Raw genomic sequence first — 12,741 nt, forward strand, 5'->3', positions numbered from 1 at the left:
AGGAGATGGAGGCGATCGATCCGGATCCGACCGGCCGCGAAAACGGATACATGGGCGGCGGTTATCTGCGTTTCCGGCGTATCTACATGGGCTCGGACAGCTTCAAGCCGATGGGCGCGCAATATGCCGGACTGGCTCCCGCCGGACATGAGGCACAGCGCGGGGAGGCTATCGCCGGCCGCTATCCCCATCCGCAGCAAGAAGCACAAAAAACCGCATAAACATGCGAGGCTAAGGACTGATCCCAGTAGGGACAGGTTCTTGGATAGTCTGGTATTCAGCCCGCAAACGGTCGAGTTCTGCCCGCATCGCAGCGAACGCCTGTGCGGCCTGCCGTGGTTCGCCCTTGACGCCCAATTCGATATGGCGGCGCGTGACGGCGTCGCCGACGCTCGGCAAACTGAACACTTTCACCAGCGGAAACTGGGCTTCCAGCGCCACCATCAGCGGCGTCAGCGCCGACTCGGCGGTTTCATACACCAGCAGCGCATGTTCGGCATGCGGCACCCGGTTGAACAGCTGCGGATACTTGGTGTCGAGCACCCATTCGATCATCGGCCACGCCATCACCGGGAAACCCGGCACGAAATAATGTTCTTTCAGCGAAAAGCCGGCGATCTTGTTATACGGATTCGGGATCAGCTCGGCGCCTTCGGCGAATTCCGCCATTTTCAGGCGGTGCAGGTTTTCCGGCGTATTGAGATCCGCGGGAATGCCCGCTTCCAGGCCCATCTCGGTGATGCGCTGCTGGATGTTGCGTTTGCCCTGCTCATGCAAGACCAGCGGCAAGCCGAGCGCATCGGCGGCCGCCTGGCGGGTATGGTCGTCCGGCGTGGCGCCGATGCCGCCAAACGAGAACACGATATCGCCGCTGGCGAAGGTGCGTTTCAGCGTAGCGGCGATACCTTCGGTATCGTCGCTCAGATATTGCGCCCACGACAATTGCAAGCCGCGCGCGGCCAGCAATTGCACAACCTTGGAAAAGTGCTGGTCGGCGCGCCTGCCCGACAAGATTTCGTCACCGATGATCAAAATACCGATAGCCATAGCCGCCCTTGTTATCCTTGTTTATTCCTGTTGATGACACTGCCTGATGAAACGATACAGCAGAAAAATGACAGCATCGTATCAGGAAACCTCGAAAAACCTGCTGCGCAGCGCACGTAGAGCCTATTCCAGTAGATGAATAGCCCTCTTCTGGCGCTCCTCAGGAACGGGGACTGCGTTGATCGTCGTCGCGTGGCGCGCCACGCTTGCTCCTCACGCCTGGTCCGCGCTCCTGATGCGCGGCCAGAACAAGACGCTCACTATTGGGATAGGCTCTTACTGGCCTGCATTGCTCGCGACAGTTTTCCGCAGTCCTCATCAGGCATCGGCGGCGGGCACATCCATCATGCTGCTCACGCCGCGCAATGCGGCCAGCGCGTCGAGGCAATAATATTGAAACCATAAACCGGTAAAGATGAAAATCACCACGTACAGCCAGATCGCCAGCGCCGCCAGGAATGGAAACAGCACCACCGACATCACGCCGCCCATCCACAGCAAGCCCGGCGCCGCGCCGGCCGCGCCGGAAATCATGCCGATCGCCAGCAAGGGCCAGCGCCGTCCGCGCAAGATGGCGCGCCGCTCGTCGTCGCTGGCGTAATCGGCCAGCGCATCGTAGGCCACCACCCGATAGGTCAACCAGCCCCACAACACCGCATGTGCGGCCAGCGCCAGCGGCGGCACGGCGTACAGCGGCAAGGTCAGCAGCCAGGCCAGCAAAAATACCAGGAAGGCGAAAATCGCAGTGACAAAACTGCCGAGCAAGCTGCCGCCGCGTTTTTTTTCCAGCCACGGAAAATGGCGGCCGCCGACATGGCGCGCGATCGCCGGCATCGCGGCGATGCCGATGAAGATCAGCGCCGTCAATATCATCAGCGGCAACAGCACCAGCATCGCGATCAGCGGCACGATCACGGTTTTCAGCATGCCCAGCCCGAAACTGGACAACACGCTGCCGCTGATCTTGAACCACTCGTGTTCGACGAACAACGCTTGCAAGCTGTCGACCAACGGTTGCAAGCCCCACCACAGCAAGCCGCCCCACAAGACCACCGACAATAAAAAAGGAATCAGGCTCAATAGCAAGATCCGGCCATGCAGTTGCGACAACAGCGCCCTGCCATAGGCGTTCAAGACGGCGCGCATCAGTTCGACTTACGTTTCATATATTCACACATCCTGGTCAATCCCAGCCATTGTTGTTGCCAAAAACCGCAGCCATAATCGCGCCCCGGCCGCGTTACGCCATCCTTGCCGGTGCGCGGCAATTGATCGCGGATGCCGGTAGCGGCAAAATTCTCGGAAAAATTGGCGGTGCGAAACAGCATATCCCACAGCGGCAGCACCACCCCGAAATTGCAGCCACCCAGGGTGCCCTTGCCGGCCGATTCGTGGCCGACGCCGATCGCGTGATGGGTGCGGTGAAAACGCGGCGAAATCAGCAGCCGCTCGCCAATATAACCGAAGTGCAAACGGATATTCGAATGCTGCAAGCTTTGCAAGATGCGCGACACCGATACCAGCAGCACATATTGTCCCGGCGGCACGCCGATGGCCAGCGCGATCAAGGCCATGTAAATGTCGCGGATGACATCGTCGAGCACGTGGTTGCGGTCATCGCTCCACAAATTCATGTTTTGCTGGCTGTGATGCAAGCTGTGCAAGCCCCACCACCAGCCGAAATGATGCGACGCGCGGTGATACCAGTAATCGAAGAAATCCAGTACCACGAAATACAGCAGGAAACTGGCTATCGGACTGATATCCGGCCACAAGGTTTCCAGGTTGACCGGGTGGATATTATCCAGCCGCAGCCAGCCGGCCAGGCTGTCCGTCAACGGGTCGAGCGTGAAAAACACCAGCACCGAAAACAGGCCGATGCGGTGCAGCACGGTGTAAATGAAATCATTCCAGCGGGCGCGCGGATCGGTCATCTTTTGCGCCGGAAACCAGGATTCCAGCGGCCGCAGCACGATGAACAGCAAGACCAGTTCGCAGATGCCGATCAGCAGCCACTCGGTGCCTTCAAACGCTTCTTCGGTATATTCTCCGAAGCCCAGGTGGTAGACCAGCGGATTGACGATGGTTTGGAACAGCCAGCCTTGCGCCACGCCAAACCAGTCCGCAAAAAATTGCATCATGGATGGGTCACTTTGGAAGAGTAGTCAGGATGTTCCCGCATGGTAGCAAAACAAAAGCCTTTTTGCTCTAAACCAACAATCAACGCCTCCAGGTTGGCCGGCGCCCATGGGTCCTTGCGCGACCAGATGCCCATGTGCGCAATGAAAATATCGCCGTCGCGCAAATTGGCCAGCGCGCGTTTGAGCAGCATCGCGTTCGGATATTTTTCACTCGACAATTCATCGCCGGAAAAACCGGCCGGCGCCCACGCCACGTGCTGGTAGCCGCAAGCCTTGCCGGCCGCCAATGTCAGCGGCGATATCTTGCCGCCCGGCGCGCGCCACAGCGGATCGAGCTTGCTGCCGGTCAATTGCTGGAAGCGCTGGTCGACCCGCTGGATTTCCTCGCAATACTGGGCGGCGCTCCATTGCTGCTGCTTGCCGCCATCCTTGCCGAATTGCGGTTTGACATTCATCAAGCCATTCGCTTGATCGCGTTGCCAATACACATGATCAAAGGTATGCGAACCGAAGGCGTGACCTTCCGCGACGCGCGCTTTCCAGTAGGGCGCCCACGCAGGATCGAGCGAATAATCGCCACGCGTGGTTTTTTCATTGGCCAGGAAAAACGTCGCCTTGATGTGGTGCCGCTTCAAAACCTCGGCGATCAAGTCCGCCTGCGACTGGCTGCCGGTGTCGAAGGTCAGATAAATCGTGCCCTTGCAGGCCGGGCCGGACTGGGCCGAGGTGGCCGCCTGGGCCGGCAACAGCGCGGCCATGACCAGCAGCGCCAGCGCGTTTTTTTTGAATAAGGACATGGCCAGCCCTACATGCGCGGCGAGTGGTTCGCGAAATACACGCCATGCGGCGAGCGGCCCACCGGGATCAGCTTGATCACCTTGCGGCCAGGAATATCGATCACCGCCACTTTTTTAATCCAGCGCAAGGTCACCCACATGGTCTTGCCGTCCGGCGTAATTTCCATGCAGTCAGGACCACCCGGCACATTGATGGTGCCGACGTTTTCCAGCGTTTGCTGGTCGATGATATTGATGGTGTTCGAGACCCGGTTCGAGACGAACGTCATGCGCTTGTCGCCCAGCGCGCGGAAATTGTGCGTGCCGGCGCCCGCCTTGATGCGCTTGACGGTTTTCTGGGTCTTCCAGTCGATCACTTCCACGTAGTCGCTGCCCATGATGCCAACCAACAAATACTTGCCATCCGGCGTCATCGTGATGCCGGCCGGCGCGGGGCCGACCTTCATGGTCCACTTGACGGTCTGGGTGGTCAAATCGATCGCGCTGACTTCATTGCTGCCCTGCTGGGTAATGAATACCATCGTGCTGCTGTCATTGAACGCCATGTGGCTCGGCAACTTGGCCAGCGGCAAGCGCTTGGCCAGCGTCAGGTTCTGGCCGTCGTAGCGGTACAGGTCGACCCGGTCCAGGCGCAGCGAATTCGACACAAACCATTTTTGATCGGGCGAAAAGCCGATCTGGTACGGGTCCAGGATATCCTTGATGCGGCGCTGGATCTGGCCGGTCTTCGGATCGAGGAAAATCAATTCATTGCCTACCGAGCTGGCGACGATCAGCGACTTGCCGTCCGGCGTTTCCATCAAATGATGCGGCTCCTTGCCGACCGGGAAAGTCGACAGCACGCCATAGGTATTCTGGTCCAGCAATTGAACCGTCGCATCGCGCGAATTAAGAACCACCACCACCTCCGCGTGCGCCGTATTGATCGCGGAGATGAGGCAGATACTGGAAAAAACAAGGCGGCGTAGACTGCGGAACATGGGCAAAACCAATGGTAAGGAGGAAAGCCGTATTTTACGTGCAAAGCAGCACACGATTGAAGTTATTGAACACCTTATTGGCAACAATGTTGCACACACCAGAACGCCGGTGCCCGCAAACCGCGCATTTCTGGCGCGACAGCCGCATCGATGGCGGTTTCGCGGCGCTTGGACTACAATTCCAGGTTCTTTATGACACAAACAAGGAACATCATGTCCATCATCACTACCGAAACCGGCCTGCAATACGAAGAATTGACCGTTGGCGAAGGCGCCGTGGCGACCGCGGGTCAAAACGTGGTTGTGCACTACACCGGCTGGCTGCAAAACGACGACGGCAGCGCCGGCGCCAAATTCGATTCCAGCAAGGACCGCAACGACCCATTCGAATTCCCATTGGGCGCCGGCCGCGTGATCCAGGGTTGGGATCAGGGCGTGCAAGGCATGAAAGTCGGCGGCAAGCGCAAGCTGATCATCCCGGCGGCGCTGGGCTACGGTTCGCGCGGCGCCGGCGGCGCGATTCCGCCAAACGCCACCCTGATTTTCGACGTCGAACTGCTGGGCGTGTAATGCAAGCGGCGACTGTTACAGGGATGCGCGGCGCCCTGCTGCTGGCGGTTTGCCTGCCGGCATTGGGCGGCTGCACCGCGATCGCGGTCACCTCGACAGTCGTCGGCGCCGGCGTTTCGGTGGCATCGACCGCGGTCGACGCCACCGTGCTGGTCGGCAAAGGCGTGGTCAAGGCAGGCAGCGCCGTGGCCGGGTCGGGTAACTGAGCCTGGCAACTGCTTGAGTTCTCAATTCTCAGGCAAGAATACTTCCCGTTTTATCCTTCCCTTTCAAGAAACTCCACCGCTACACGGCAAAAACCGGCGCGGCGCCATATTCGAGTATCTCCTCTACTGTTTTATAGCGTTTTAACACTGTTTTATTACTATGATGTCGGACGTTCCTCGATTTCAGAGCAATATTTCATCCAACAGGAGACTCCATGAGTTTACAAGAGCAATTCGAGCAAGCGCAGCTTGACTCCAAGACCCTGTCCGAGCGTCCGGACAATATGACTTTGCTGAAAATGTATGCGTTGTTCAAGCAAGGTTCCAACGGCGATGCGAGCGGTGACCGTCCCGGCTTCACCGACATGATCGGCCGCGCCAAGTTCGACGCCTGGGCCGCGCTGGCCGGCACCTCGATCGAAGATGCGCAACAACAATATATCGACCTGGTCGACGACTTGAAGGACTGATGCCCCAGGCACGCTGCGCATAAAAAAACGGCTATCCATACGATAGCCGTGGTTGTTTCAAGCCCGATTCAGCTTACTTTTTCGCCGCCGCCAGGGCCGCCGCGATCCAGCCGTCGAACGTTTCCTGGTGCCACTTGATCCAGCCATCGGTCTGCCGTTCGATATCTTCCGGACGATTCTGGCCGTCGCGCATGCGCTGGTTTTGCGCATTGATGTCGGCCACCGGCAATTGCATCACCTCGAATAATTTGGCCGCCGCCGGATTATGGTCGGCGAAAATCTTGTTGGACACGATGCGCGCGGTATTCACCGGGAAGCCGTAATTGCTCCCGTCCGGCAAGGCGGTATCGACCTTGCCCTGCTCGCCCGGCAAGGCCGAGAACGGCACTTTCAGCCACACCACATCCTTGCCCGGCACCAGCACGCCACTCACCCAGTACGGGGTCCAGGTGTAATACAAAATCGGTTCGCCGCGCTGGTAGCGGCCAATGGTGTCGGCCATCAACGCCGCGTAGCTGCCTTGCACGTGGGTCACGGTTTCGCGCAATTTATAGGCCGTCAACTGGTGTTCGATGACCGCTTCGCAACCCCAGCCAGGATTACACCCCGTCAAATCAGCCTTGCCGTCGCCGTCATGGTCGAACAATTTGGCCAGGTTAGGATCGCGCAACTGATCGATATTGGTGATGCCGTATTTGTCGGCGCTGGCCTTGTCGATCAAATAGCCTTGCGCGGCCGGCCCGGCGTACTGGCCGGTGCGCGACAGTTTGGCGTCGCCGCCGGCGTTCTTGTAAAAGTCGGCGTGCATCGGGTCCCAATGCACCGCCATGAAGGTGGCGTCGCCATTGGCGATGGCGATGTGGGCGGTCGGGTATTCGACTTCCTTGATCGGCGCCACGTCGTAGCCCAGCTTTTGCAGCGCACGGCTGACCAGCAGGGTCTGGAAGGTTTCTTCGGCAATCGAACTTTGCAGCGGCTGCACCGCGATGCCTTTGCCGGGCAAATTATTGACAAGCACTGCTTCGGCGGCGCTGGCCAGGCCGACGCTGAAGAACAGCACGGCGCCGGCGAATACATGACGCAAATACGCATTTTTTATTATCATGAAATTCCTTTTAATTATTGGGCGGCCAACGCGGCCCGTGCTTCGGCCGGATTGTCGTTGCGGCTGCGCTGCCACAGGCGGCTGACAAAACCGGCCGGGCCGGTTTGCCACCAGTGGCGCACGCCGCGGCGCGGCTGGCCCATCGCTTGCGTCAAGCGGTCCAGCGTGATCGCCAGCAGCACGATGCCAAGACCGCCAACCGATGCCAGGCCCATGTCGAGACGGCCGATGCCGCGCAATACCATTTGACCCAGGCCGCCGACCGCGATCATCGACGCGATCACCACCATCGACAGCGACAGCATCAGCGACTGGTTGATGCCGGCCATGATCGATGGCATCGCCAGCGGGAATTGCACCTTGGTCAGCAATTGCCATGGCGACGCGCCATACGCGCGGGCCGCCTCGATCAGGTCGGGACGCACCTGGCGAATGCCCAGGTTGGTCAGGCGCACCAGCGGCGGCAGCGCAAAGATGATCGTGACGATCACGCCCGGCGCATTGCCGATACCAAACAACATCACCACCGGCACCAGATAGACAAAGGCCGGCGTGGTCTGCATCGCATCGAGCACCGGGCGCATCCAGCGCTGGGCCCGGTCGCTACTGGCCAGCAATATCCCTAAAGGCAAGCCTATGGCAAGACAGAAAGCCAGCGAGGTCAGCACCAGCGACAGCGTCACCATCGCTTCCGGCCAAATGCCCAGCATAGCCACCAGCAGCAGCGCCAGCACGGTGCCGACGGCCAGCGTGCGGCTGGTGAATTGCCAGGCCAGCAAGCCGATGATGGCGATCACGGTCAGCGACGGCGCGCTTTGCAGCAAGCCGTCGACGCTGGTCAGGGTGCTGTCGATCGGCGCGCGCACCGCCTGGAAGAATGGACGGAAATGCTGCACCACCCAGCCCAGGCCGTGGTTGATCCAGCTTTCCAGCGGCAGCGAGCCATCGAATAACTGGTGCAGCTGGAAACCGCTGCCGGCATCGACCGGCGCCGCCGGCAAGTCCAGCCAGCGCGTGTCGGGCACGCTGACGGCGTCGGTGGCCCAGGGATTGATGAAGGCAGGCGCGGCGGGAGCAACTTGCGGTATCGTCGCGGCGCTGTCGATCACGGTGTGTACCGCGCTTGGGGAGGTCATCATGCTTGGCCTTTCTGCAATTGAGCTTCGCTCAGTGCGGGAGTGTCGCGGTCGAGGAATTTAAGCAAGGTAGTCTTGCTGATGGCGCCGCTGAAACTGCCGTCATTGGCCACCACCGGCACCGCGTACGGCGCGTGGGCGACCTGGCCGAACAGGCCGGCCACCGGTTCATCGGCGCTGATCGGCTGCACGTCCGGCAAGTAGGCGTGGACCAGGCCCAGCGGGCCGACATGGCCGTCGAGCGCGCTGCGCAGCGAATCGGCCGACACCACGCCGAGGAATTTGCGGGCCGGACTGACTACATAGGCAAACGCCCGGTCCTGGTCTTCCAGCATGGTCAGGGCCGCGCGCGAACCGCGGCTCGGGTGTTCGTCGACCACCACCTGGCTCTTGCGGGCGATATCGCCGGCCTTGAACACGGCCGCCGCATCGACGCCGCGCACAAAGTTACGCACATAATCGTTGGCCGGCCGGCGCAGGATTTCTTCCGGCGTGCCCACTTGCACCACATGGCCATCCTTCATGATCGCGACCCGGTCGCCGATGCGCATCGCCTCGTCGAGGTCATGCGAAATGAAGACGATGGTGCGGCGCTTGACTTGCTGCAAGCGCAGCAGTTCAGATTGCATCTCGGTGCGGATGATCGGGTCGAGCGCCGAAAACGCTTCGTCCATCAGCAGGATCGAAGGGTCGCAGGCCAGCGCGCGGGCCAGGCCGACGCGCTGCTGCATACCGCCCGACAATTCATCGGGATAACTGGCGCCCCAGCCTTTCAAGCCGACTTGCTCCAGCGCCTGGTTGGCCAGCGCATGGCGTTCGGCGCGCGGCACGCCGGCCAGCTCCATGCCGAACGCGGTATTGTCCAGCACCGTGATTTGCGGCAGCAATGCAAACGACTGGAACACCATGCTGATGTCCTTGCGGCGCAAGGCGCGCAGTTCGCTGTCGGGCAAGGTATTGATGTCCTGGCCGTCGATCAGGATGCGGCCGGCGGTCGGTTCGATCAGCCGGTTCAGCATGCGCACCAGCGTCGATTTGCCGGAACCGGACAAGCCCATGATGACGAAGATTTCACCGGCTTCGATGGTCAGGCTGGCGTCGAAGACGCCGATGGAGCAATCGGTCCGGGCCAGGATGTCCTGTTTGCTGCTGCCCTTGCGGACCAGTTCCAGCGCCGCTTGCGGCGCGTCGCCGAAGACTTGGAACACATGGTCGATAATGATTTGTTTAGCCACGTCGTGGTTCTCCCTCGATAAGACGAATGGAACGAAACCCGGGCAGGCGCGGGCCCGCAGCGGGTATCATGAACCCTGCTCAAGGGGGTCGCGCAAGGATGCTGAATAGCACGCGATGGCGACCACGGCCGCAGGAACAGGGTGTGACACGCGTCAGGCGGATGGATCAATCATTCCGCCGGAAACGGGGGTGTCGTGCGCGTCAAAAGAGGCTGGGTTCAGGACTTTTGAATCACGCTGGCGACATGCAAAACATGCCACCGATATTTTTGTATAGCCGAAGATTCGGCAAAGCTACGGACGCCAGGCCCGATGGATGATTTGTCGCTGGCCGTGAGGCACCAGGAAGACAAATTACTGCGTTGCAGGTTGTGAATTAGACAGCCATTATAGCGTTCAAGGGCAAAAAAGTCTATTCGCCATTTCTATCGAACTGTGCTACAGCGCACATATGGGCTGCTGTGCACGAGGAAAAACAGCTGGGCGGAGCGGCGGCTGTTCGGCGGCCGCCCGCGTTGCATGCGGCGCAATCAGGCCTTGTCGCCAAACACTTTTTTCATGTTTTCGGCAATCTTGCTTTCAATCCTGGAAGAGAAAGCGCTGAACAAAAAGCCCAGCTTGAGCTGCATCTGCGCCTGCGTCTTTGCCAGCGTCAGCGAACCTTCGACGCCACTGCGCTCGAAATGCAAGACATCGCCTTGCCACTGGCATGCCAGCTCGTATTCCTCGGCCAGCTTGTCGGCTACTTTTTGTGCCGCTTCGCGGGCCTTTGTCGGCGTCAGGTTATGTTCCTGAACGATATTAATATCAGCCATCCAGCTATCCTTTTTTGTCAAAACGGGTCATCCCAGCCGCAATCATGCCAGTTGCCCCTCGAGTGCGCCAGTGTTGGCGCCACCAGACCGTCGCACTTGAAGTTTGCTACAGATCAAACGAATCGACAGTCATAGGCGGACTATTTTAGTTCGATGCGCGGCGCATGCGTGACAAAAATCCGGCGTCCCATCGATGCAGCGGCAAAGCAGCCGCGTCTTTTATGGAGTATCAACATGGACCAAAAAGTTATCGTACCGGTCGAAGCAGTCCTGACGCAATGCGCCTCGCTGCCCGTCAGCTACGTCCCCACCCCATCGGCGCCCTACCGCCAGCACCGCAAGAATGTCCAGTTGACCTTGCAGCCCGGCATGCCGCGTCCCAACGACATCATCAGCAAGGACAAGACCGTGGTGCCGCTCGGTTCGCGCGTGCTGATCTGGAAACAGGATCCGTCGGTCAGCGAACTGGGCACCCGCAAGGCCTTCTTGCCGGGCCTGATCCTGCAAGGGCCGCGCGACGCCCGCATCGTCAACGGCGTGCCGGGCATTCCACCAGTCAGCCCGAACGCCTTCGGCGACTTCATCATGTCGCCCAATACCGACCAGTTCGACGCGATCCACACCTTCGCCGTGGTGCGCCAGACGCTGACCATGTACCAGCGCGCGCTGGCCAGGAACCAGCAAGGTGCGCCATTGCCATGGCAATGGAACAACGCCAGCAATACCGACCCGCTGAAGGTCTTCCCGCATGGCTTGCCGAACGTCATGAATGCGTATTACAGCCGCAGCGACAAGGCGCTCAAGTTCGGCGATTTCGTGCCCAGCGGCGGCACCGAGCGGGTCTACACTTGCCGCTCGTTCGATATCGTGTCGCATGAAACCGGCCACGCGGTGCTGGATGGCTTGAAACCGCAATGGCTGCTGAGCAACAATCCGCCGCAAACCGGCGGCTTGCATGAATCGTTCGGCGACCTGACGGCGATCTTCCTGGCGCTGTCGCAACTCGACCAGGTCGAAGCCGTGATCGCCCAGACCAAGGCCGACTTGCACGACAAAACCTTCCTGGCCGACCTGGCCGAGCAATTCGGCCTGGCGCTGGGCCGCGCGAACGGCTTGCGCAACGCCGACAACGATTTCAAGCTGTCGCAAGTGAGCGACGAGGTGCATGCAATTTCGCAAGTGTTCACCGGCGCCATCTACGACATCCTGGCCGATATCTTCGCCTACGAACGCAATATCCGTATCGAAGACGATGCGGCGGTGCTGCACCGCTGCGGCGACTACCTGCGCAGCCTGGTCTTGCGCGCGCTGATAGGCGCGCCCGATGTCGCCGCGACCTACGCCGACGTGGCCAACCAGATGCTGCTGCTGGCCGCCCAGGACGGCAAACCGCAGCAATACCACGACTTCATCTACCAGCGCTTCAATGTCAGGGAAGTGCTGGGCAATGCGCCGCTGACGGCGCAGGCGGGGCAACAAACCTTGTATGAAGCCGGCGTGCAAGACCATCAAGGCCTGGTGCAAGACCGGCGCGGCTGCTGCGGCACGATGACCAATGCCGAATATTTTGAACCGGAAAATATATTCGATGAGGAACGGGAGGCGCTGGCGGCCTGGTGCCGCGACTATGGTGCCCACCGCCAGCCCGCGAACGGCCACGCGAATGGCAATGGTAACGACCTCGGCAGCGATCTCGCTCAAGGCGCCGGCGGCAACTTGGTGCATGATGGGCAGGGCCAGCAATCGCGCGGCGCGGCGGGACAGGAAAAGCGTCCCAATTGATCCCTGCAACACAAGTTAACAGGAGACTTGATGAAAATATCGGCAACCAGCAGCGGTGGCTTTGCCGGCCTCGGCGAGCATTATGAAATCGATACCCAGCACAGCGCCGCCGGCAAGGCGCTGGAAGCGGCCCTGGCCGACACGGGCTTTTTTAGCGCGGCGGGCGACAACGGCGAGCCAGTGATCGGTGCCGACATACCGCGCTGGTCGATCACCGTCAGCAGCGACGGGCAACGGCACAGCGTGTCGTTTGCCGAAGATGGCAGTCCAGCCTCTGCGCGCTGGCAAAATTTGCTGGCGCAAATACGCGCCGCCGCCTGACCCAGGGCGCTTGGACCGGCCCGCGCCGGTGCAAGCGCCTTTTCAATTAAACAAGAGAAAAAGCACGCGACAAGCGTGCCGCCAGCGCGGAGCAGGCCGCCGCCGCCCTCTCCGAAATGAATTTGCTTATATGTAT

15 protein-coding genes are annotated in these 12,741 nt (G+C 60.2%); 6 read left to right on the forward strand and 9 right to left on the reverse strand.

Features of this window, described 5'->3' with window-relative positions; translation table 11 throughout:
• Nucleotides 1-5 precede the first annotated feature (5 nt).
• Nucleotides 6-221: a hypothetical protein gene (locus GJA_RS20135; protein ID WP_038495842.1), complete on the forward strand. Its 216-nt coding sequence runs from the start codon at nucleotides 6-8 to the stop codon at nucleotides 219-221.
• A gap of 10 nt (nucleotides 222-231) precedes the next feature.
• Here GJA_RS20135 and GJA_RS20140 read toward each other — a convergent pair whose 3' ends face one another.
• From GJA_RS20140 to GJA_RS20160, 5 genes are all read right to left on the reverse strand, one after another.
• Complete coding sequence (locus tag GJA_RS20140) at nucleotides 232-1,047, reverse strand: competence/damage-inducible protein A (RefSeq protein ID WP_051781184.1); 816 nt, start codon at nucleotides 1,045-1,047, stop codon at nucleotides 232-234.
• Between the two features lie 318 nt (nucleotides 1,048-1,365).
• Nucleotides 1,366-2,193: an EI24 domain-containing protein gene (locus GJA_RS20145; protein WP_038495845.1), complete on the reverse strand. Its 828-nt coding sequence runs from the start codon at nucleotides 2,191-2,193 to the stop codon at nucleotides 1,366-1,368.
• Entirely contained in the window at nucleotides 2,193-3,188 is a 996-nt protein-coding gene (locus GJA_RS20150; protein ID WP_038495848.1) for a sterol desaturase family protein, read from the reverse strand. The genes GJA_RS20145 and GJA_RS20150 overlap by 1 nt, the downstream gene beginning before the upstream one ends.
• On the reverse strand, nucleotides 3,185-3,946 hold the full coding sequence (locus tag GJA_RS20155; RefSeq protein WP_051781466.1) for a polysaccharide deacetylase family protein: 762 nt from the start codon (nucleotides 3,944-3,946) through the stop codon (nucleotides 3,185-3,187). Before GJA_RS20155 ends, GJA_RS20150 begins: the two co-directional genes overlap by 4 nt.
• A 47-nt stretch (nucleotides 3,947-3,993) precedes the next feature.
• The gene (locus GJA_RS20160) at nucleotides 3,994-4,965 is read right to left on the reverse strand and encodes a YVTN family beta-propeller repeat protein (protein WP_038495853.1); all 972 of its coding nucleotides are present in this window, start codon (nucleotides 4,963-4,965) and stop codon (nucleotides 3,994-3,996) included.
• Between the two features lie 213 nt (nucleotides 4,966-5,178).
• Here GJA_RS20160 and GJA_RS20165 point away from each other — a divergent pair, with 213 nt between their 5' ends.
• The 3 genes from GJA_RS20165 to GJA_RS20175 all read left to right on the forward strand — a co-directional run bounded on the left by GJA_RS20165 (nucleotide 5,179) and on the right by GJA_RS20175 (nucleotide 6,211).
• Entirely contained in the window at nucleotides 5,179-5,535 is a 357-nt protein-coding gene (locus GJA_RS20165) for an FKBP-type peptidyl-prolyl cis-trans isomerase (protein WP_038495855.1), read from the forward strand.
• Nucleotides 5,535-5,741: a hypothetical protein gene (locus GJA_RS20170; RefSeq protein ID WP_242404588.1), complete on the forward strand. Its 207-nt coding sequence runs from the start codon at nucleotides 5,535-5,537 to the stop codon at nucleotides 5,739-5,741. The genes GJA_RS20165 and GJA_RS20170 overlap by 1 nt, the downstream gene beginning before the upstream one ends.
• A 215-nt stretch (nucleotides 5,742-5,956) precedes the next feature.
• The gene (locus GJA_RS20175) at nucleotides 5,957-6,211 is read left to right on the forward strand and encodes an acyl-CoA-binding protein (RefSeq protein WP_038495860.1); all 255 of its coding nucleotides are present in this window, start codon (nucleotides 5,957-5,959) and stop codon (nucleotides 6,209-6,211) included.
• A 73-nt stretch (nucleotides 6,212-6,284) separates the two neighbouring features.
• Here GJA_RS20175 and proX read toward each other — a convergent pair whose 3' ends face one another.
• From proX to GJA_RS20195, 4 genes are all read right to left on the reverse strand, one after another.
• On the reverse strand, nucleotides 6,285-7,316 hold the full coding sequence (gene proX / locus GJA_RS20180; RefSeq protein WP_038495863.1) for a glycine betaine/L-proline ABC transporter substrate-binding protein ProX: 1,032 nt from the start codon (nucleotides 7,314-7,316) through the stop codon (nucleotides 6,285-6,287).
• A gap of 14 nt (nucleotides 7,317-7,330) precedes the next feature.
• The gene (proW, locus tag GJA_RS20185) at nucleotides 7,331-8,455 is read right to left on the reverse strand and encodes a glycine betaine/L-proline ABC transporter permease ProW (RefSeq protein WP_081905509.1); all 1,125 of its coding nucleotides are present in this window, start codon (nucleotides 8,453-8,455) and stop codon (nucleotides 7,331-7,333) included.
• On the reverse strand, nucleotides 8,452-9,687 hold the full coding sequence (proV, locus tag GJA_RS20190; protein WP_038495866.1) for a glycine betaine/L-proline ABC transporter ATP-binding protein ProV: 1,236 nt from the start codon (nucleotides 9,685-9,687) through the stop codon (nucleotides 8,452-8,454). Before proV ends, proW begins: the two co-directional genes overlap by 4 nt.
• Nucleotides 9,688-10,217: 530 nt before the next feature.
• Nucleotides 10,218-10,502, reverse strand: a complete 285-nt coding sequence (locus GJA_RS20195; protein ID WP_038495869.1) for a polyhydroxyalkanoic acid system family protein — start codon at nucleotides 10,500-10,502, stop codon at nucleotides 10,218-10,220.
• A 234-nt stretch (nucleotides 10,503-10,736) separates the two neighbouring features.
• On the opposite strand from GJA_RS20195, the gene GJA_RS20200 reads away from it, so the two are divergent.
• A complete protein-coding gene (locus GJA_RS20200) occupies nucleotides 10,737-12,284 on the forward strand; it encodes a gluzincin family metallopeptidase (protein ID WP_242404589.1) in 1,548 nt (515 codons plus the stop codon).
• Nucleotides 12,285-12,314: 30 nt separating this feature from the next.
• On the forward strand, nucleotides 12,315-12,605 hold the full coding sequence (locus GJA_RS20205) for a protealysin inhibitor emfourin (protein ID WP_038495872.1): 291 nt from the start codon (nucleotides 12,315-12,317) through the stop codon (nucleotides 12,603-12,605).
• Nucleotides 12,606-12,741 lie beyond the last annotated feature (136 nt).

This window comes from Janthinobacterium agaricidamnosum NBRC 102515 = DSM 9628, from assembly GCF_000723165.1.
Taxonomy (GTDB): domain Bacteria; phylum Pseudomonadota; class Gammaproteobacteria; order Burkholderiales; family Burkholderiaceae_D; genus Janthinobacterium; species Janthinobacterium agaricidamnosum.

Bases quoted from the DNA above. Each gene is read 5' to 3' on its own strand.
- GJA_RS20135 (WP_038495842.1), top strand. From the start codon at position 6: ATGGAGGCGATCGATCCGGATCCGACCGGCCGCGAAAACGGATACATG.
- GJA_RS20140 (WP_051781184.1), bottom strand. From the start codon at position 1,047: ATGGCTATCGGTATTTTGATCATCGGTGACGAAATCTTGTCGGGCAGG.
- GJA_RS20145 (WP_038495845.1), bottom strand. From the start codon at position 2,193: ATGCGCGCCGTCTTGAACGCCTATGGCAGGGCGCTGTTGTCGCAACTG.
- GJA_RS20150 (WP_038495848.1), bottom strand. From the start codon at position 3,188: ATGATGCAATTTTTTGCGGACTGGTTTGGCGTGGCGCAAGGCTGGCTG.
- GJA_RS20155 (WP_051781466.1), bottom strand. From the start codon at position 3,946: ATGGCCGCGCTGTTGCCGGCCCAGGCGGCCACCTCGGCCCAGTCCGGC.
- GJA_RS20160 (WP_038495853.1), bottom strand. From the start codon at position 4,965: ATGTTCCGCAGTCTACGCCGCCTTGTTTTTTCCAGTATCTGCCTCATC.
- GJA_RS20165 (WP_038495855.1), top strand. From the start codon at position 5,179: ATGTCCATCATCACTACCGAAACCGGCCTGCAATACGAAGAATTGACC.
- GJA_RS20170 (WP_242404588.1), top strand. From the start codon at position 5,535: ATGCAAGCGGCGACTGTTACAGGGATGCGCGGCGCCCTGCTGCTGGCG.
- GJA_RS20175 (WP_038495860.1), top strand. From the start codon at position 5,957: ATGAGTTTACAAGAGCAATTCGAGCAAGCGCAGCTTGACTCCAAGACC.
- proX (WP_038495863.1), bottom strand. From the start codon at position 7,316: ATGATAATAAAAAATGCGTATTTGCGTCATGTATTCGCCGGCGCCGTG.
- proW (WP_081905509.1), bottom strand. From the start codon at position 8,455: ATGATGACCTCCCCAAGCGCGGTACACACCGTGATCGACAGCGCCGCG.
- GJA_RS20195 (WP_038495869.1), bottom strand. From the start codon at position 10,502: ATGGCTGATATTAATATCGTTCAGGAACATAACCTGACGCCGACAAAG.
- GJA_RS20200 (WP_242404589.1), top strand. From the start codon at position 10,737: ATGGACCAAAAAGTTATCGTACCGGTCGAAGCAGTCCTGACGCAATGC.
- GJA_RS20205 (WP_038495872.1), top strand. From the start codon at position 12,315: ATGAAAATATCGGCAACCAGCAGCGGTGGCTTTGCCGGCCTCGGCGAG.